Here is a 17,777-nt window from a genome sequence, read left to right as displayed (position 1 = left end):
GAATAGTACCACTAAACAGAAGGGACGGCTTTTCCGTCCCAAGAAAGGGGCCGCGCACATGGAACTCAAGCATATCAACCGCCTGGAAAAACCCATCGCCATTGAGGAGATCCGCGTCGTAGTCACCCCCGAGTGGGTGGACCGCTGGGTGGAACTGGACGACGAAGTCTGGACCAGCCGCCTGAAGGTCTCTGAAGGTTTCCTCGGAAAAGAGATCTGGCTCAGCCGGGACGTGCCCGGAGAGATCAATGTGGTCATCTACTGGGCCGACTATGACATCTGGCAGTCCCACGACAAGTCCGGCTGGTGTCTGGAGCTGGACCAGGAGATGGAGCGGCGTATGGAAGGTCATCTCCTGAGCATGGAGTTCAAGTTCAAGGAAAATCAGAAATTCAAATACTACGAGATGTCCAACTGCTGACATTTGTCCCTCTTACCCTGCGGGCGGCCCAACGGCCGCCCGCAGGGTTTTATACTCTCCTAAAAAATCCGGAGGAATTCCGGTAGTGTTTGTCATTTTCACACAGCTGTGCTATACTGGATGCAGCACTACTCCACCCCATTCTGAAAGGAGCCTTGTTTATGAAGCAGAAAACTGTCCCTGCAAAGCGGCTGACCGCCACCCTGCTCACCGGTACCCTTCTGGCTGGTATGGCCGCCGTTCCCGCACTGGCCGCCGAGCCCGCTTCCATGGAGATCGGCATCTACTCCACCACCGACATGCACGGCAAATGCTATGACCTCAATCCCATCAACGGGAAAGAGGTCGGCAACAGCTATCTGAAGGTAGCCACCGCCATGAAGGAGGAGCGGGAGGCCATGGACGGCACCATCCTCATCGACAACGGCGACCTCATCCAGGGCAGCTCCATCATCAGCTACAACATGAACATGGAGGGCGGCAAGGACAACCCCATGGCCGTCTGCCTGCGCTACATCGGCTATGACGCCTTTGTCCCCGGCAACCATGAGTTCAACTTCAGCATGGAGGCCCAGCAGCTTTTCTACGATATGCTCTCCGACACCACCGACAAGTACCCCGGCACCCCTGTGAGCGCCCTGTGCGCCAACTACATCAACATCGAGACCCAGGAACCCAACCTCACCCCCTACAAAGTCATGACCTTCGATGTGGGCGGCAAGGAGTTCAAGGTGGGCATCCTCGGCTTCGAGAACGTCAACGTCCCCAACTGGGACCTGCCCACCCACTATGAGGGCTCCGACTTCGTCCACAAGGACAATACCGAGCGGACCTACGCCTATGAGTGGGTGAACTACTGGCAGAAGGCCCTCCGGGAGGACGAGGGCTGCGACTTCGTCCTTGTCTCCGCCCACTCCGGCGAGGACAGCGGCGTCGTGGGCGCCGGTGACGGCGACGCCATCGAGACCGGCAAGACCGCCTTCTCCCCCGAAAACCAGCTCCGGCATCTGGTGGAGAATACCACCGGCATCGACATGGTCATCGCCGGCCACAACCACAAGGTGGGCGTCACTGAGATGACCAATGCCGACGGCAAGACCGTTCCCTGCGTCAACGGCGGCTCCTCCACCCTGACCAAGACTGTGGTCACTGTCTCCGCCGACGGCTCCTTCACCATCGGCGAGAGCCAGAACATGGACCTCACCGCCTATGAGAACGACGCCGGACTCAAGGCTCTCATGCAGCCCTACTACGACCGGACCCTCCCCTTCATCACCGAGCAGATCGGCACCCTCTCCGGCGAGTGGGACGACGTGACCGACCTCTTCCACGTTCAGAGCGACACCATGAACCTGGTCCACGAGGCCCAGCTGTGGGCCACCGGCGCCGACCTCTCCCTGGCCTCCCCCGTGGCCAACAAGGATTTCTGCATCGGCCAGCTGCTGAACGACGCCGAGACTGCCCCCATCAGCCTGAAGGACTGCTACGCCTTCTACAAGTACGACAACAACCTCATCTACATGATCCAGATGACCGGCAAGCAGATCAAGGATTGGCTGGAGGACTGCACCAAGGACTTCACCGTGGAGGCCGACGGCACCATCACCGGCGGCGGCTTCGGCACCGACCAGCTCTACGGCCTGGACTATGACGTCTACATGGGCAATCCCGAGGGCAGCCGCGTGGTCGGCCTCTCCTACCAGGGCAAGCCCGTCACCGACGAGCAGACCTTCAAGGTGGCTCTCAACTCCTACCGCCTGTCCGCCAACGCCGCCGGCGACGAGTTCGGCTGGTACGCCACCACCGGCATCACCATGGGCACCGACGCCGTGCTGTGGGACGGCTCCGTCTCCGAGCAGTTCGGCTCCATCGGCGGCTCCGTCACCCTGGTCATCGCCGAGTACATCAAGGCTATGACCGCCGAGGGCAAGGACATCGTTCCCCCCGAGGCCCGCAGCCACTGGACCCTGAACGCCGGCGCGGCTCCCGCTGCCGACACCGTGACCCGTCTCCAGTTCGCTGAGAGCCTCTATCAGGCCATGACTGCTGATACTCCTGTCTCTTTTGCCGATGATGAGCCTTTCAGCGACATTGCTGACAATGAGACCATCCTCTGGTTGGCTCAGCAGGGTGTCATCTCCGGCGATGGCACGGGAAGATTCCTCCCCAACTCTCCCATCACCCGTGAGCAGGCCACCGTCATGCTGATGAACGCCGCCACCGCTCTGGAGAAGGGTCCCCAGGGCGCCTGGGCCGTCCAGATCCCCTACGCTGACGCCGACGCCGTCTCCGGCTGGGCCACCGACGGCGTCATGTGGAACGTCATCCAGAAGTACATTTCTGTGGGTGAGGACAACCGCTTTGCCCCCCAGGGCACCGTCTCCGCCGCTGAGGCCGACGCCATGATCGCCGCCCTCACTGCCGCGGAAGCCTGAGCCACCTTTTCCACCGCAAAACAAAAAACCGGCCCGGACGAGTTGTCCGGGCCGGTTTTTTACGCTTATTTTCCCGCCAGGAGCTTGTTGAGCTCCTCCATAAAGGTCCCGATGTCCTTAAACTGCCGGTAGACGGACGCAAACCGCACATAGGCGACTTCGTCCACGTCCTTGAGTTTCTCCATCACCAGCTCGCCGATGACCGAAGAGCTCACCTCCCGCTCCATGTCGTTCTGGAGGGCCTGTTCGATCTCTCCGGCGATCTCCTCCAGCTTGGCCATGGGCACCGAGCGTTTTTCGCAGGACTTGAGCATGCTCCCAAGCAGCTTATCCTTATCAAAGGTCTGACGACTCCCATCCTTTTTGATGACCACCAGGGGCAGACTCTCCATGGTCTCATAGGTGGTGAACCGCTTGTGGCAGGACAGGCATTCCCGCCTGCGCCGGATGCTGGCCCCCTCATCCGAGGGCCGCGAATCCACAACCTTGCTCTCCAGATTGCCGCAGAACGGGCACTTCATGGGTATGCCTCCTTTATCCTGAACGTATCAACACTGTTTATCCTCCACGCGCAGAGGGTATGGTGGCATTATATCACAGTTATCCGTCAGATGGTATATTTTTTTGAAAATCCGGGCGGCGGAAACGTAAAAATATCCTATTCCGAAAAAATGTGCGTATAAACAGCCGTGACCCGCGCCATACTACCCTCAGAGCGCAGGAAAAGGAGCGCGCTTTCTCCGCCCTCCCCCCCTGCCAAGCGGAAAAGAGGTGAAAACACCATGAAGGATCAGCAGAAGCCCGCCCGCACCGAGCCCCAGGCCCGCAAGGAGGACCAGCCCGCCCAGAACCGGGGCAAAAAGGAGCAGAAGAAGTCCGAGCAGACCCGCTCTTAACTCCAAATATACGCATGGAATATGGGGTCCCGGGGTGCCGCCCGGGACCCCATATCGTTGCTTCACCTTCCGGGCGCCGCCGGCATAGACTGTGGCGGAGGTCATGAGCATGATGAATTTTTCTCCCCGCAAGTCCATGGATGCCGCTGAATATGCGGCCTCTCTCCGGGCCGGTCAGGGATCCTTTGAAACGGAGATGACCCAGGCCGAAGCTGCCTGCTGCCACTGTGGCCGCCCGCCGGTCTGCCCTCCCATTCCACCGAAGCCCGGCTGCTGTTCCCCCATTCCGGAATGCCGCTGCTGCTGCCCGGGGCCCCAGGGACCCGTCGGACCGACTGGAGCCACAGGCGCTACCGGCCCTGTCGGTCCTACCGGGGCCACAGGTCCCGCCGGACCCGCCGGCGGCCCTGTCGGTCCCACAGGCCCCACGGGTCCCACCGGGGCAATCGGTCCTGTCGGCCCCATCGGCCCCACCGGCGCCACAGGTACAGCCGGGGCAGCCGGACCTGTCGGCCCCGTCGGCCCCACAGGCGCCACAGGTGCAACCGGGGCCTTCGGTCCCGTCGGCCCCATCGGTCCCACAGGTGTTACTGGTGCCACCGGGGCCGCTGGCCCTGCCGGGCCCATCGGTCCCACAGGCATCACCGGTGCGACTGGAGCCTTCGGCCCAATCGGCCCAATCGGTCCCACGGGTGTTACTGGTGCGACTGGCCCAACCGGCCCTGCTGGGCCCATTGGTCCTACGGGTATCACCGGTGCAACTGGGGCATTCGGTCCTGCCGGACCTATTGGGCCTACGGGACCCACCGGCGCTGACGGTGCAGTCGGTCCCGTCGGTCCTGCTGGGCCTACCGGGCCCACCGGGCCCACCGGCGCTGACGGCGTGGCTGGTCCCGTCGGACCCACCGGGCCTACCGGACCCACTGGTGCTGACGGTGTGGCCGGACCCGTCGGTCCTGCTGGGCCTACTGGGCCCACCGGCGCTGATGGTGTGGCCGGACCCGTCGGTCCTGCTGGGCCTACTGGGCCCACCGGCGCTGACGGTGTGGCCGGACCCGTCGGTCCTATTGGGCCTACTGGGCCCACCGGCGCTGACGGTGCAGTCGGTCCCGTCGGTCCTGCTGGGCCTACCGGACCCACCGGTGCTGACGGTGCAGTCGGTCCTATTGGGCCTACTGGGCCCACTGGTGCTGACGGTGCAGTCGGTCCCGTCGGTCCTGCTGGGCCTACTGGACCTACCGGCGCTGACGGCGTGGCAGGTCCCGTCGGACCCACCGGTCCCACAGGACCAATCGGGCCTGATGGAATCGTTGGCCCGGTAGGCCCCACAGGCGCAACCGGACCTACTGGTCCTACCGGCCCCACTGGACCTGCCGGGTCCGCCGGTACCATCGCGCCAGCCGCCGCAGTGGATACACTTCCCGCCACCGCCACGCTGGCCGAAGTCATCAATCAATTTAACGCTCTGATCCAATCTCTGCGCAACGCCGGTTTCCTCAGCCAGGGCTGAGGCCGCCACAGACAACGGGAGACGTATCGCCCATGGCGATACGTCTCCCATGTTTGCTATGGCGCCATGACCTTTTCTCAGCCTTTTACAGCCCGGTTGATGGCTGAGAGGATCCCCTTCAAGGGCGCCAGGTTGATGTTGTGGCTCATACCCACGCCAAACCAGTCCTTCCCATCCTGGTCCTGGAGATGGATGTAGGCTACGGCCTGGGAATCGGAGCCCCGCTTGATGGCATGCTCCTTGTAGTCCACAAAGGTGAACCGATCCATTTTCTGGCCGTGAATGGCGTTAAAGAATGCGTCGATGGGGCCATTGCCGGAGCCCTGGACCTGGAAGCTGCCGTCGGTGTGACGGATCGTGCCGGCAAAGGTGACGTGGGAGTGACCCTCCTCGTCGGTGAACTCGGCAAAGGAATGGCGGACCAGCTCATAGGGCTTGACCGCATCAATGTAGTTCTCCTGGAAGAGCTGATAGATCCGCTCAGGCTTGAGTTCGGTCCCCACCCGGTCTGTCTCCACCTGGACGATATGCCCAAACTCCGGATGCATGGCCTTGGGCAGTTCAAAGCCAAAGGTGTGCTGCATCACAAAGGCCGTTCCGCCCTTTCCGGACTGAGAATTGATGCGGATGATGGGCTCATACGCCCGGCCCACATCCGCCGGGTCGATTGGCAGATAGGGGATCTCCCACTTTTCGCTGTGGCTCTCCTCCATATACTTGGTACCCTTATTAATGGCATCCTGATGAGAGCCGGAGAAGGCGGTGAAGACCAGCTCGCCGGCGTAGGGCTGCCGCTCCCCCACCTTCATCTTGGTGCATCGCTCATACATCTCCCTGATCTTGTTGATGTTGGAGAAGTCCAGTCCAGGGTCCACACCCTGAATATACATATTCATGGCCAGCGTGACCATATCCACGTTGCCGGTGCGCTCGCCGTTGCCGAAGAGCGTGGCTTCAATGCGCTCAGCGCCGGCCAGCATACCCATCTCAGCAGTGGCCACACCCTCGCCTCTGTCATTGTGGGGATGGAGGGAGATAATGGCGCAGTCCCGGCTGGGCAGCTTGGAGATAAAGTACTCGATCTCATCGGCGAAGTAGTTGGGCATGCAGTTCTCCACGGTGGTGGGAAGGTTGAGAATGACCTTCTTCTCCGGCGTTGCATGGAGGTGCTCCAGTACGGCCTGACAGATCTCCACGGCATAGTCCATCTCGGTGCCCATAAAGGACTCCGGGGAATACTGATACCGGAGGTTCATGCCCTGCTCCAGCACGGGCTTGCTCATCTCATAGATGAGGTCGGCGGCATCGGTGGCAATCTTGGTGATCCCCTCCATGTCCATATGAAAGACCACCTTCCGCTGGAGGGTGGAGGTGGAATTGTAGAAGTGCAGGATGACGTTTTTGGCGCCCTGGATGGCCTCGAAGGTCTTCTTGATGAGGTGGGGGCGGGCCTGGACCAGGACCTGGATGGTCACATCATCGGGAATATGTCCGCCCTCAATGAGCTCCCGGCAAATCTCATAGTCCGTCTCAGAGGCCGAGGGGAAGCCGATCTCGATCTCCTTGACCCCGATGTCCACCAGCGTATGGAAGTATTCCAGCTTCTCCTGGAGATTCATCGGGTCTACCAGCGCCTGATTGCCGTCCCGAAGGTCCACCGAACACCAAATGGGCGGCTGTGTGATCTCCTTGTCGGGCCAGGCGCGGCGCTCCATTTTCAGAGGGACAAAGGGGATATACTTGCTGATGGGCTCTTTTATCATGGTGTCTTCCTCCTTGTGATGAGTTGGTCTGCTGCCCGGGGACGCCCAAAAGGCAAACGAAAACGCCCCCGGCCTCTACGGCCAGGGGCGTATGATCCATACGCGGTACCACCCTGATTCAACCGCCGGTCACCCAAACGGTCCTTGTCGGCCTCCACTAAGGCCCCGGCCTGTAACGCGGCCCCGCGTCCCCCCCTACTGCGCCGAATGCGGTTCAAGGAAGCGGCTCAGGGATCAGTATGCACCTGCACACACCGCACCGGTTCGCACCAACCACCGGTTCTCTGAGCGGGTCATACAAGTCTTCTTCCCCTCATTGCTTTTATGAGTTACATTGTAGAAGATTCCAACTCCGATGTCAAGCACAAAAAATTTGTGAACAGACGACATGGGGAAATTTTACCGGGTTTATTTTGAAGGTATATAAACACGGTCTGAAGGCGCCCGTTACGCCCCCCAGTTCTCCAATCGCTGTTTTTATTGTCAATTCCACCCAAAACTTCAGTTTTCCGTGGTTTTCTTTTTCCGTTTTTACAAGGAGGCCGAGGCATATACGCCCCGGCCTCCCTATACTTACCCGCTCTATGTCCAGTCAATCGCCTGGTCGGTACAGCTCCAAAAACCGCGTATCCGACGTATTTGCCGCCGCCGGCGCCCCTGCCCCGTAGTCCACCTGGAGGGTCCGGTCCTCCAGCAGGACATAACAGGGGGGCCTTGTCACTGTCCAATTTACGGGACCAGTTCACTAGCATTCAAAATTAAAACTCACACAGCAATCACGCGTTTACGCCGGATATGCTGCGTCTGATTTGAAGCAACAAGAGCACCAGGCTCACACCCAGCAGGATATGTCCGATGCCGGCCATGCCGGAGATGGCGGCATCCAGACCGGAAGAGAGCGCGGTCCCCAGTACCTGAGCCACTCCACGCACAACAAACATCACAGCGGTTAGGTTCAGTCCCACATGATAAACCGCCAGGATCCGCCCCGTCTTCACACTGGTGAAGGAAAAATTCTTTTCCAGCAGGAGGAGCAGCAAGAGAAAGAACATCCCGAGCATGAAATAATGGGTGTGTATCACCCCCAGCGTGGTTTTCCCAACGAATCCATGGAACTTGGTAAATTCCCGATAAAATACGCCGCCGACCATTGCGAGGACAGCGTACACAAGAGCCCCATTCATATATCGTTTCATGTGTATCCCTCCTGATCCAGATTTTTAAGAATGATTATGTGCGCTTATTTTCATTTCGGATTGCGGTGGCAGAAAATGATGCCCTCATAAAGTTTCGGCCAAACAATAGCCCGGCCAGAAGAAGGGAGGCGCCCAGTCCAGAATAAAAGACTGCGATGAATCGCTCCGGCGCCAGACCGCTTGCTCGCAGGGTGATGCCGCCAGTCATCATCACTGCCATGATCGCGAAGGATCTGCCATCAAAAAACTTCAGAAAGAACTGCCGTTTCTCTGCATATGACTGTATTCTGTCGGTGTGCTTTTTTACCAGCTTTCCAAAGATAAAATACAGAAATACAGCAAAAACCAAAACTGACAGCAGAATATTCCATGGGGACAGATATGGCGGATATGCAATTACGCCAATGCGAAGAATGTTAAAGCCTGCCGCACTCCAAACCATACAGGCCAGGAGCAGCAGTGTATTTACTTTGACTTTCGTAGGGATCCCTCCCGTTTACCCGTTTTGGGCACTGCGCTTCATGGCCTTGTAGCCGATCAGGACGGTCCAGACATAGGCGCAGGTTTTGGGGATCATCAGCATGCCGATCATAGGAATGGTGTCCGCCCAGAGGACCACAGGAATGTAAAAGCCGAAGCTGAGCACGATGGTCAGCCACATATTGCGGAACTCGGTGTCCTTTGCTTCCCGGGCGCTTTTGTAGAATAGAACAATAATCAGCAGACCCAGAAGGGCAAAGGGGATGTTCCGATAAATGCCCCAGGACAGGGGCGCATTGGCGCTCAGCCATGCGTTTTGGGGGAAGAAGCAAAGCGCGATCCGCAGGGCGGAGAGCAGATATACGGCGGCAGTGATGCCATTTTTACCCTTGATCTGATACCGGAGGCGCCACACATAGTAGAGGATGATATAAAAGATCGTCATGGTAATGGAGGTGATAAACTTGCCCATGCCCAGGGGGACGGTAAAGTTCTCAAGTCCAGTGGTGCAGAGGGCCAGGGCCCGGGGGACCAGGTGGAAGGCGTCGCCGGCGCCAAGGACCACGGCCATGATGCCAAACAACCGGTACTCTTTGTTTCCCCTGCTCTTTACGATCATGGTAATGCCAATGGCGATCACGGAGATCAGATAGACCGCATCAAACAGAGTTTCAACAATCGCTTGCATAAATGTTCCTCGCTTTCGTACTCGTTATGAACATTGTTCATTTTGATGTATAAAAAATTCCCGAATGCACGGGAATTTTTTATCGATAAAGGAGCCGCTCAACCATCCTCACAATGCCGGAACAGTCATAGTCCTGCCGGAGCAAAGAGGAGATGATGAGAGAGAAGACGATCTCAACAAATTTTTGGGGCGTAAAGACATCATCAAAAACCGCAGGATCTACTTTTTCGTCCCGCATCAAGACCATGTGAAATCCATCTTGGATATGTTTCCACGATTTTGCCATCAGCTCCTGGCCGCTGGACTTGTCTTCGCCAACAAAGCTCATGGAGTGCATGGAGAAGAAACCGGGATATGCTTCATTTCCACGCCGCATACTTTCATAGGCCCATTCGATGCAGTCTGTAAACCGTTTGAAAGAAGCCCGCCCATCCGGGATGTGGAAGATATCGCACCAGACGCTTTCCACCGTTGCGGCGATCAAGTCAGATTTGCTGTCAAAATAATTATAGACGGAGCCAACGGATATTTTGCAGGCTTGCGCAACGCTGCGGATGCTGACAGCCGCCCAACCATTCTCCTGGATCAGCTTGCGGCTGGTTTCCAGAATGGCCTCTTTGGAAGTAATGATGGTATTCAAGTTTTTTCACTCCTTCCATTCTGAACGATGTTCACTATAACAGCATCGCCCCCCTTTGTCAAGGCATTTTTTGCGTGTCAGCTTCGCAATGCACCGGGGTCAGCCAGCTCCAGGAGAAGGTTATAGAGTCCGTCCTGGGACAGCACCCCGCGCTTCAAGCCCTGGGGCAGCAGCCCCTGTTCGTCTGCCTCATAGTCGTGCTGCCACTCGCCGCCACTGTAATAGTGGCATAATGTTTCTCTGATTTGCATCAGCTCCGGGTCCCGGCCTATCTGCGTCTGCCCATGGCGTATCGCAGCATCCAATCGGTCGTACAGCTGCTCCATCTGCTGGATTCTGTCGATCATTTCCTTGTACTCACGCTCATTCATAGTTTCTGTCCTTTCTTGCCGTATTCTTTGGATAAAGGGCCTTCTTGGGGCGTCTATGCTCCATCAGGGTCGCCCAGATCCTGATTCAGCGGGTGAAGACCGAGCCGGCAGCGTTCAAGACGCGTCCGGTCCGGAAATGGAGACCGTTTGGGTGGTAACTGCATTTTGAAAGGCCAGGTCGTGCTCCACAAGGAGCATTGTGGGACAAAATTCCTGGATCAGCGCCTCGATCTGCATCCGGGAGTAGACGTCGATATAGTTGAGGGGCTCATCCCATACATAGAGGTGGGCCTGCTCGCAAAGGCTCTTGGCCAGCAGCACCTTTTTCTTCTGTCCTGCGGAATAGTCCTCCATATGTTTCTCAAATTGCACCCGGGAAAAATCCATTTTACGGAGAATGGCTTTGAACAGGCTCTCGTCGATCTGGCTCTCCGCTGCATAGTCCGTCAGTGAGCCCGCCAACCAGGAGGTGTCCTGGGGCACATGGGAGATCACCACCCCGGAGCCGACGGTCAACGTGCCGTGGTGGGGGATGTCCTGGCCCAGAAGTAATTTCAGAAGGCTGGTCTTTCCCGTGCCATTCCTGCCGTCCAGCACGATCCGGTCCCCCTGCTTCACCACAAGGGAAAGGGGACGGCAGACCTCCCTCCCGTCAAAGACGGGGGCGACCCCGGAAAAGGTGACCAGTGTATCGGTAAAATAGCGTAGCGGGAACAGCTTCAAGTCCTCCGCGCTTTCCAGATTTTTCAGCAGGCCGGACTTTTCTTCTATGGCGCGCTGCCGGCGGGTCTCAATGTTTTTTGCTCTCTGCATCATCTTGGCCGCTTTATGACCGATGTAGCCCTTATCGGCTTTTACCCCACCGGTGCGGGCGCCGTTTTTGCTTTTTTCCACGGCGTCCGACCAGCGCGTTGTCTGCCGCGCTGCCTGCTGCATCTCAGAAATGGACCGGTTCAGCTTTGTGTTCTGAGCCAGTTCAAACTCCTGCTGGCGCTGGAAATTGGAAAACCAGGAGGAGTAGTTGCCACGCTGAACCTTGATATTGGAGCGGTTGAGGGACAGAATGTGGTCCACACAGCCGTCCAGGAAGCAGCGGTCATGGGACACCAGGATGAATCCCTTTTTTCGGCTGAGATAGGCGGACACCACTGCCCGCGCCCTGGTATCCAAATGGTTGGTAGGCTCGTCAATGAGCAGAAAATGGCCCTCGTTCAAAAACAGCGCCGCCAGCAGGACCTTGGTCTGCTCTCCATTGGAAAGGGTGGAAAAGGGCCGCCAGAGCACGTCCTCACGGACCTCCAGGTAGGACAGCTCCCGCAAAAGCTCCCACTCCTCTGCCTGTGGGCAGACTTCATAAAAGACCTCCACAGTCATCCGCTCCCGATCCTCTATGGGATAGGGAAAGTAGTCAAACTGAACGGAAGACCGGATGCGCCCCTGGTATTCATATTTGCCCAGCAGCAAGGAGAGAAAGGTGGTTTTCCCCCGGCCGTTCCGGCCCACAAAGCCCAGCTTCCAATCGGTGTCGATCTGGAAGCTGACATGCTCAAAAATGTTGTCATAGCTGGATGGATAGGAAAAAGTGAGATCCTCGACCTGGATCATTGACATAGGACATTCCTCCTTTGTTCCAAACATAAAATAAGAGCTGCAAGAAAGTCAATTCTTGCAGCTCGTCATAGCAAAACAGCACCACCCTCCAAAGGGTGATACAACTACGATATTCCGAGTGAATAGACGTTCAACTTTCTTGCAAAGGGTACAATGGTGCCATAGCGATACAGCAGCATTGTATATTCCGATTTACTTGCAAGAAAAGTTGCGCATCTTTTCACCTCGCCAACATTTGTTTTCATAAGTGTATCACAGTTCTCGGAAATAAGCAAGCGTGAAGTGGATGTTTCCCGGTTTGGAGCGAAAACATACAATAATAAAAGGGACAGGGCCTCGTCGCTTATAGTTGAAGTTGTGAACAACAACCATTTGTGACACCTCTATAAAAAATTTCATATTTTTTCTCTTCCCTTTTGGGGCAGGATAAGGTATATTGAAACCAGGACGGCGATGGGCGCAGTTGTGCCCACCGGACCGCTTCATCAAAGATTGGAGTGAGAATCCATGGATCACAATGATTTTTATCAAAATGAACGCTGGCAGGAACAAAATACTACGGCAGTCTCGCTGCCGGCCTACACCGCCAAGACCTTTCTTTGGATGTTTCTGGGCCTGCTGACCACCTTCGGCGTCGCTGTGGGCGGTTATATGAGCGGTCTCACCATCTACGCCTTCCTCACCATTCCGGCCTTCCATATTATTGTCCTGGTGGCCGAGCTGGCGGTGGTGCTCCTCCTGAGCGCACGCATCCACAAGCTGTCGGTGCCAATGGCCACGGCGCTCTTTTTCGCCTATGCCGCCCTGACCGGCGTGGTCTTCTCCACCTATTTCTGGCTCTTTGACCTTTCCAGCCTGGTGCTGATCTTCGCCGTCACCGCCCTCTACTTCGGTGCGCTGGCCCTTTTCGGGTACTTTACCAAAACCGACCTCACCCGTCTGCGCCCCATCCTCATGGGCGGACTCATCTTCCTGGTCCTCTTCGGCCTGCTCACCCTCTTCCTCCCCTCCTTCTCCGGTCTGGAGCGGATCGGCTGCCTTGTGGGCATCGCCGTCTTCCTTGGCCTCACTGCCTATGATACCCAGCGCATCCGTGAGTACTACTATGCCTTTGGTCAGAATGCCCAGATGGCCCAGAAGGCGTCTATCTTCTCTGCCCTTCAGCTCTATCTGGACTTTATCAACCTCTTCCTCTACCTCCTCCGCTTTATGGGAAAAAGCAAGCGTTGACCCCTTTTGGGGGCGGCCAATGGCCGTCCCCAAAATTTTTCTCCTTTCGAGAAAATAATGCTTGACATTTCTCGCAAACCTGCTATAATAACATTCGTGCTCGCGAGAGAGCACAAGAAATAGCGGGATTGTGTAAGGGTAGCACGACAGACTCTGACTCTGTTTGTGAGGGTTCGAATCCTTCTCCCGCTGCCATTGATCCGGAAATCTGTTATCAGATTTCCGGATTTTTTATTTCTACAAGCTACGGGCCGTCAGCCGCTTGTTTCCATAAAAATATATAAAGGAAGAGGGAGACGCAAGCGTCTCCCTCTCTTTCAAAGTATCGGGTTGTTCAGGGGCAGGATCAGGCTTTGCCGTCGCAGCCCAGCACATTCACGATCTTGTGGGCCACCAGCTCCTTGATGTTGGCGCGGGCGGGCTTGAGATACTCGCGGGGATCGAACTTGTCGGGGTGCTCATTGAAGAACTGCCGGATGGTGCCGGTCATGGCCAGGCGCAGGTCGGAGTCAATGTTGATCTTGCACACAGACATGGACGCGGCCTTTCGGAGCTGCTCCTCGGGGATGCCGACGGCGTCGGGCATCTTGCCGCCGTTCTCGTTAATCATCTTCACATAGTTCTGGGGTACGGAGGAAGAACCGTGGAGCACAATGGGGAACCCGGGCAGACGCTTGGAGACCTCCTCCAGCACATCGAAGCGCAGCGGAGGGGGAACCAGAACGCCCTTCTCATTGCGGGTACACTGGTCGGCGGTGAACTTGTAGGCGCCGTGGCTGGTGCCGATGGCGATGGCCAGGGAGTCACAGCCGGTCTTGGAGACGAACTCCTCCACCTCTTCGGGACGGGTATAGGAAGCGGCATGGGCGGCCACCTTCACATCGTCCTCAATGCCGGCCAGGGTGCCCAGCTCGGCCTCCACGACCACGCCGTGGTCATGGGCATATTCGACCACCTGCTTGGTGATCTCAATGTTCTCCTCAAAGGGCTTAGAGGAGGCGTCGATCATGACGGAGGTAAAGCCGCCGTCGATGCAGGACTTACAGGTCTCAAAGTCGGGGCCGTGATCCAGGTGGAGCACGATGGGGATATTGGGGCACTCAATGGCGGCGGCCTCCACCAGCTTGACCAGGTAGGTGTGGTTGGCGTAGGCACGGGCGCCCTTGGACACCTGGAGGATCAGGGGGGCGTTCAGGTCACGGGCAGCCTCCGTGATGCCCTGCACGATCTCCATGTTGTTGACGTTGAACGCGCCAATGGCGTAACCGCCGTTGTAAGCCTTCTCGAACATTTCCTTGGAAGTGACCAGAGGCATACATCTCATCTCCTTCATCATTGTTCAGGGAAAGAGAAAGCATTCCCTTCTCTTTTCATGATTGATTTTACCAGCAATAGTTGATAAATGCAAGAGGGTATGATATGATATCTCAGCAGAAACAGCTTTCAGATGAAAGTTTTTTCGGGAAAGCAGATAAAATTCATGATTGGAGGACCAAACATGAGCGAACTTCGAGGAGCATGTATCATCGGTCAGTCCGGCGGTCCCACGTCGGTCATCAACGCCAGCGCCCAGGGCGCCATTCAGGCGGCCCTGAAGGCCGACTGTATCACCCGGGTGCTGGGCGCCGCCCACGGCATCAAGGGCGTGCTGGATGATAAGCTCTATGACATGGGCCAGGAGGACCCCGCCGAGCTGGAGCTGCTCCAGAACACCCCCTCCTCCGCCCTGGGCTCCTGCCGCTACAAGCTGGCCGACCCCGACCAGGACGACACCGACTATCAGCGCATCCTTGAGATCTTCAAAAAGTACGATGTCCGCTATTTCTTCTACAACGGCGGCAACGACTCCATGGACACCTGCAACAAGATCTCCAAGTATATGCAGAAGGTGGGCTATGAGTGCCGCATTATGGGCATCCCCAAGACCATCGACAACGATCTCAACGGCACGGACCACTGCCCCGGCTTTGCCAGCGCCGCCAAGTATATCGCCACCTCCTGCGCCGAGGTGTGGCAGGACGCCCACGTGTATGACACCGGCATGGTGACCGTCATTGAGATCATGGGCCGTCACGCCGGCTGGCTGGCCGGCTCCGCCGCCCTGGCCAATCTCATCGGCTGCGGTCCTGACCTGCTCTATCTGCCCGAGGTGGACTTCGACATGGAGCAATTCGTCAAGGACGTCACCGACATCTACAACAAGACCGGTAAGTGCCTGGTGGCCGTCTCCGAGGGCATCCACTACGCCGACGGCCGCTTCGTCTCCGAGGCTGAGACCTCCGCCACCGACGGCTTCGGCCACGCCCAGCTGGGCGGCCTGGCCGTGAAGCTGGCCGACATCATCAAGAACAAGACCGGCGCCAAGGTCCGCGGCATCGAGCTCTCTCTGCTCCAGCGCTGCGGCGCCCACCTGGCCTCCCACGTTGATGTGGAGGAGGCCAAGATGGCGGGCCGTGTGGCTGTGGAGTCCGCTGTGGCCGGCAGCACTGACAAGATGGTGGCCTTCTCCTGCACCCGTGAGGGCGGGACCTACACCTGTGAGCCCGTCCTCCAGCCCCTGGACATCGTGGCCAACTTTGAGAAGAAGGTCCCCCGTGAGTGGATCAACGCCGCCGGCAACGGCGTGGAGCAGCCCTTCCTCGACTATGCCCTCCCCCTCATCCAGGGTGAGCCCGACCGTCCCAAGGAGAACGCCCTCCCCCGTTTTGCCCGTCTGAAAAAGGTCCTCACCACCGAAATGTGAGAAGCCAAACAAAATGGCGCTCTGCATCATGCAGAGCGCCATTTTTATATGCTTGTCTCGTCGCGCCAGAGCAGCCGGTAGCTTCCGTCCGGCATGACCTCATAAAGGGCCTCAGCATCAACGTCCAGCAGCTCCCGCCGGTCCCCCTCCCCCTCATAGCGCACACAGGTGCCGCAGGAGGAGCTCAGGGCCCGGGGCACCGGCATCATCCGCACCTCAGAGCAGCGGGCATTCCGAAGCCGTTTGCAGCTCAGCTGAGCACTCAGATGGGTATAACAGGTGACCACATAGCTGCTCATGATTTCCGTGTGAGCACCAGGGTGTACTCGTCGTCGGCCTCGGGGCGGACCTCCACGGCATAGCCGTTGTTTCCGGCGAACCGGGTGACGTTCTCCATAGAGCAGGGGTTGTCCAGCAATACCTCCAGCTCCTGGGGCGCCCCCTCCTTCACCGCCTTCTGCACCATGACCACCGGCATGGGACAGGCATAGCCTCTGGCATCGATCATACGCGCTTCTCCTCCTTATGCAGATTGGCAAGGGAAATGGCCCCCAACAAAATCAGGCAGATCACCACGCCGATCCGGCCCGCCATCCCCATGCCGCCGGGGGCAAATACGCCGTCCGCCATGGCGTCGGCATTGCCCGCCATCCCGAAGTTGTGGGACAGTGCGGCCCCGGCCATCATGCCCAGGACCGTGACGGCGCTGTCGCCGTTGCCCTCCCCCGCCAGAATGAGCTGCCGCAGGGGGCAGCCGCCCAGCAGGATGGAGCCCCAGCCGGCGGCCGCCATGCCCAGGAAGCTCCAGAGGTAGTCGTGGTGGGCCACAGGCTGCACCTCCAGCCCCGGACGGAAGGTTCCTCCGAGAAGGCTGCCCGCCAGCACCACCAAAAAGATGGCCGCAAAGCCGGTGAGCAGGTGGAAGTCCCGGAAGAGGACCGCATCCCGGATGCCACCGGCCATGCACAGGCGGCTCTTCTGGGCCAGAGCGCCGCAGACCAGACCGGCGCACAGGGCGACGGCCCAGAAGGCGCGGCTGGCGCCGGGGCCCTCCTGGGAAAACTTCAGCACGCCGGGCACGACCAGCAGCAGGAGCAGCAGTCCGACCATGATGCCGGGCAGGACAAAGCCCTCGGCTTTCTTGACCTTATAGGCCCGCCCCAGGGAGAAGCCCTTTTTCAGGCACGCCACCCCGGCCAGGATCCCGGCGACAAAGCCCAGCAGGCCGGCGATGGCGGTGACGTCTCCCCCACCCAGCCGCAGGACCATCCGCAGCGGGCAGCCCAGGAAGGCAAGTGCGCCCACCATAACGATGCCCCCCAGCAGGAAGCGCAGGGCAGGCGCAGAGCCGGCCCGGGCCTTGAACTCCCCGCCGGCCAGGGCCATGACAGCGGCCCCCAGCACCAATCCGATGATCTCAGGCCGGATGTACTGGACCTTCGCCGCGCTGTGGAGCCCCAGCGCACCGGAGATATCCCGGAGGAAGCAGGCGATGCAGAAGCCCATGTTGCCGGGATTGCCCAGTCGGGTCAGCAGCAGGGCGGCCAGCCCCACCACAGCGCCGGTGCAGACCACCAGCCAGTTGACTTTTTTCCCCATTCTCTTTCACGCTCCTCGCGATTCTTTTTCAAGAATAACGTCAAGATCATTATAACTGCCGAGAAGACAAAAAGTCAATCATCTTTCCCTGTGAAATAAAATATTTTTATATCAAAAAACAAAAAGTCTTCCCTGTCCCCCTTCTGACAGACGGCGGGGGGATTGGGCCCAGGGGGGCAAAAACCCGCGGGGGG

16 protein-coding genes, 1 tRNA gene and 1 other annotated feature are annotated in these 17,777 nt (G+C 58.2%); of the genes, 5 read left to right on the top strand and 12 right to left on the bottom strand.

Annotated elements, in window-relative coordinates:
* Window positions 1-58 precede the first annotated feature (58 nt).
* Entirely contained in the window at window positions 59-421 is a 363-nt protein-coding gene (locus Q0Y09_RS05500; protein WP_297718794.1) for a TIGR03792 family protein, read from the top strand.
* A 161-nt stretch (window positions 422-582) separates the two neighbouring features.
* On the top strand, window positions 583-2,856 hold the full coding sequence (locus tag Q0Y09_RS05495) for a 5'-nucleotidase C-terminal domain-containing protein (protein WP_297718791.1): 2,274 nt from the start codon (window positions 583-585) through the stop codon (window positions 2,854-2,856).
* Window positions 2,857-2,921: 65 nt separating this feature from the next.
* Here Q0Y09_RS05495 and nrdR read toward each other — a convergent pair whose 3' ends face one another.
* The 8 genes from nrdR to abc-f all read right to left on the bottom strand — a co-directional run bounded on the left by nrdR (window position 2,922) and on the right by abc-f (window position 12,011).
* Window positions 2,922-3,377, bottom strand: a complete 456-nt coding sequence (gene nrdR, locus Q0Y09_RS05490; RefSeq protein WP_297718788.1) for a transcriptional regulator NrdR — start codon at window positions 3,375-3,377, stop codon at window positions 2,922-2,924.
* A 1,962-nt stretch (window positions 3,378-5,339) separates the two neighbouring features.
* Complete coding sequence (gene leuA, locus Q0Y09_RS05480; protein WP_297718785.1) at window positions 5,340-7,025, bottom strand: 2-isopropylmalate synthase; 1,686 nt, start codon at window positions 7,023-7,025, stop codon at window positions 5,340-5,342.
* Window positions 7,026-7,105: 80 nt separating this feature from the next.
* Window positions 7,106-7,351: a binding site (T-box leader), on the bottom strand.
* A gap of 450 nt (window positions 7,352-7,801) precedes the next feature.
* Window positions 7,802-8,221: a DUF2871 domain-containing protein gene (locus Q0Y09_RS05475; protein ID WP_297718783.1), complete on the bottom strand. Its 420-nt coding sequence runs from the start codon at window positions 8,219-8,221 to the stop codon at window positions 7,802-7,804.
* A gap of 34 nt (window positions 8,222-8,255) precedes the next feature.
* On the bottom strand, window positions 8,256-8,663 hold the full coding sequence (locus tag Q0Y09_RS05470) for a hypothetical protein (RefSeq protein ID WP_297718780.1): 408 nt from the start codon (window positions 8,661-8,663) through the stop codon (window positions 8,256-8,258).
* Window positions 8,664-8,717: 54 nt separating this feature from the next.
* Window positions 8,718-9,389 carry a hypothetical protein gene (locus Q0Y09_RS05465; RefSeq protein WP_297718778.1) on the bottom strand — a complete coding sequence of 224 codons (672 nt, stop codon included), beginning with the start codon at window positions 9,387-9,389 and terminating at the stop codon, window positions 8,718-8,720.
* Between the two features lie 79 nt (window positions 9,390-9,468).
* Window positions 9,469-10,029 (bottom strand): TetR/AcrR family transcriptional regulator, encoded by a 561-nt coding sequence (locus Q0Y09_RS05460; RefSeq protein WP_297718775.1) that lies wholly within the window; start codon window positions 10,027-10,029, stop codon window positions 9,469-9,471.
* A 77-nt stretch (window positions 10,030-10,106) separates the two neighbouring features.
* On the bottom strand, window positions 10,107-10,400 hold the full coding sequence (locus tag Q0Y09_RS05455) for a DUF4298 domain-containing protein (RefSeq protein WP_297718772.1): 294 nt from the start codon (window positions 10,398-10,400) through the stop codon (window positions 10,107-10,109).
* A gap of 114 nt (window positions 10,401-10,514) precedes the next feature.
* The gene (gene abc-f, locus Q0Y09_RS05450) at window positions 10,515-12,011 is read right to left on the bottom strand and encodes a ribosomal protection-like ABC-F family protein (protein ID WP_297718769.1); all 1,497 of its coding nucleotides are present in this window, start codon (window positions 12,009-12,011) and stop codon (window positions 10,515-10,517) included.
* Between the two features lie 507 nt (window positions 12,012-12,518).
* Between abc-f and Q0Y09_RS05445 the strand changes: the two genes are divergently transcribed.
* Together Q0Y09_RS05445 and Q0Y09_RS05440 are read left to right on the top strand one after the other, a co-directional pair.
* A complete protein-coding gene (locus tag Q0Y09_RS05445; RefSeq protein WP_297718766.1) occupies window positions 12,519-13,241 on the top strand; it encodes a Bax inhibitor-1/YccA family protein in 723 nt (240 codons plus the stop codon).
* A gap of 121 nt (window positions 13,242-13,362) precedes the next feature.
* Window positions 13,363-13,436: transfer RNA gene (locus tag Q0Y09_RS05440), tRNA-Gln, on the top strand.
* 151 nt (window positions 13,437-13,587) lie between these two features.
* Here Q0Y09_RS05440 and fba read toward each other — a convergent pair.
* Window positions 13,588-14,556 carry a class II fructose-1,6-bisphosphate aldolase gene (fba, locus tag Q0Y09_RS05435; protein WP_297718764.1) on the bottom strand — a complete coding sequence of 323 codons (969 nt, stop codon included), beginning with the start codon at window positions 14,554-14,556 and terminating at the stop codon, window positions 13,588-13,590.
* 183 nt (window positions 14,557-14,739) lie between these two features.
* Between fba and Q0Y09_RS05430 the strand changes: the two genes are divergently transcribed.
* On the top strand, window positions 14,740-15,984 hold the full coding sequence (locus tag Q0Y09_RS05430; RefSeq protein ID WP_297718761.1) for a 6-phosphofructokinase: 1,245 nt from the start codon (window positions 14,740-14,742) through the stop codon (window positions 15,982-15,984).
* A 44-nt stretch (window positions 15,985-16,028) separates the two neighbouring features.
* Here Q0Y09_RS05430 and Q0Y09_RS05425 read toward each other — a convergent pair whose 3' ends face one another.
* From Q0Y09_RS05425 to yedE, 3 genes are read right to left on the bottom strand one after another with little or no spacing between them, the layout of a single operon-like run.
* The gene (locus tag Q0Y09_RS05425) at window positions 16,029-16,283 is read right to left on the bottom strand and encodes a DUF3343 domain-containing protein (RefSeq protein WP_297718758.1); all 255 of its coding nucleotides are present in this window, start codon (window positions 16,281-16,283) and stop codon (window positions 16,029-16,031) included.
* On the bottom strand, window positions 16,280-16,492 hold the full coding sequence (locus Q0Y09_RS05420; protein WP_297718754.1) for a sulfurtransferase TusA family protein: 213 nt from the start codon (window positions 16,490-16,492) through the stop codon (window positions 16,280-16,282). The genes Q0Y09_RS05425 and Q0Y09_RS05420 overlap by 4 nt, the downstream gene beginning before the upstream one ends.
* A complete protein-coding gene (gene yedE, locus Q0Y09_RS05415; protein ID WP_297718752.1) occupies window positions 16,489-17,583 on the bottom strand; it encodes a YedE family putative selenium transporter in 1,095 nt (364 codons plus the stop codon). Before yedE ends, Q0Y09_RS05420 begins: the two co-directional genes overlap by 4 nt.
* Window positions 17,584-17,777: the final 194 nt, after the last annotated feature.

The sequence above is a fragment of the Intestinimonas sp. genome, assembly GCF_026169115.1.
In the GTDB taxonomy this organism is placed as follows: domain Bacteria; phylum Bacillota; class Clostridia; order Oscillospirales; family Oscillospiraceae; genus Intestinimonas.
Note: the sequence above shows the minus strand (reverse complement) of the source record. Positions and strands in the feature narration are given on the sequence as shown.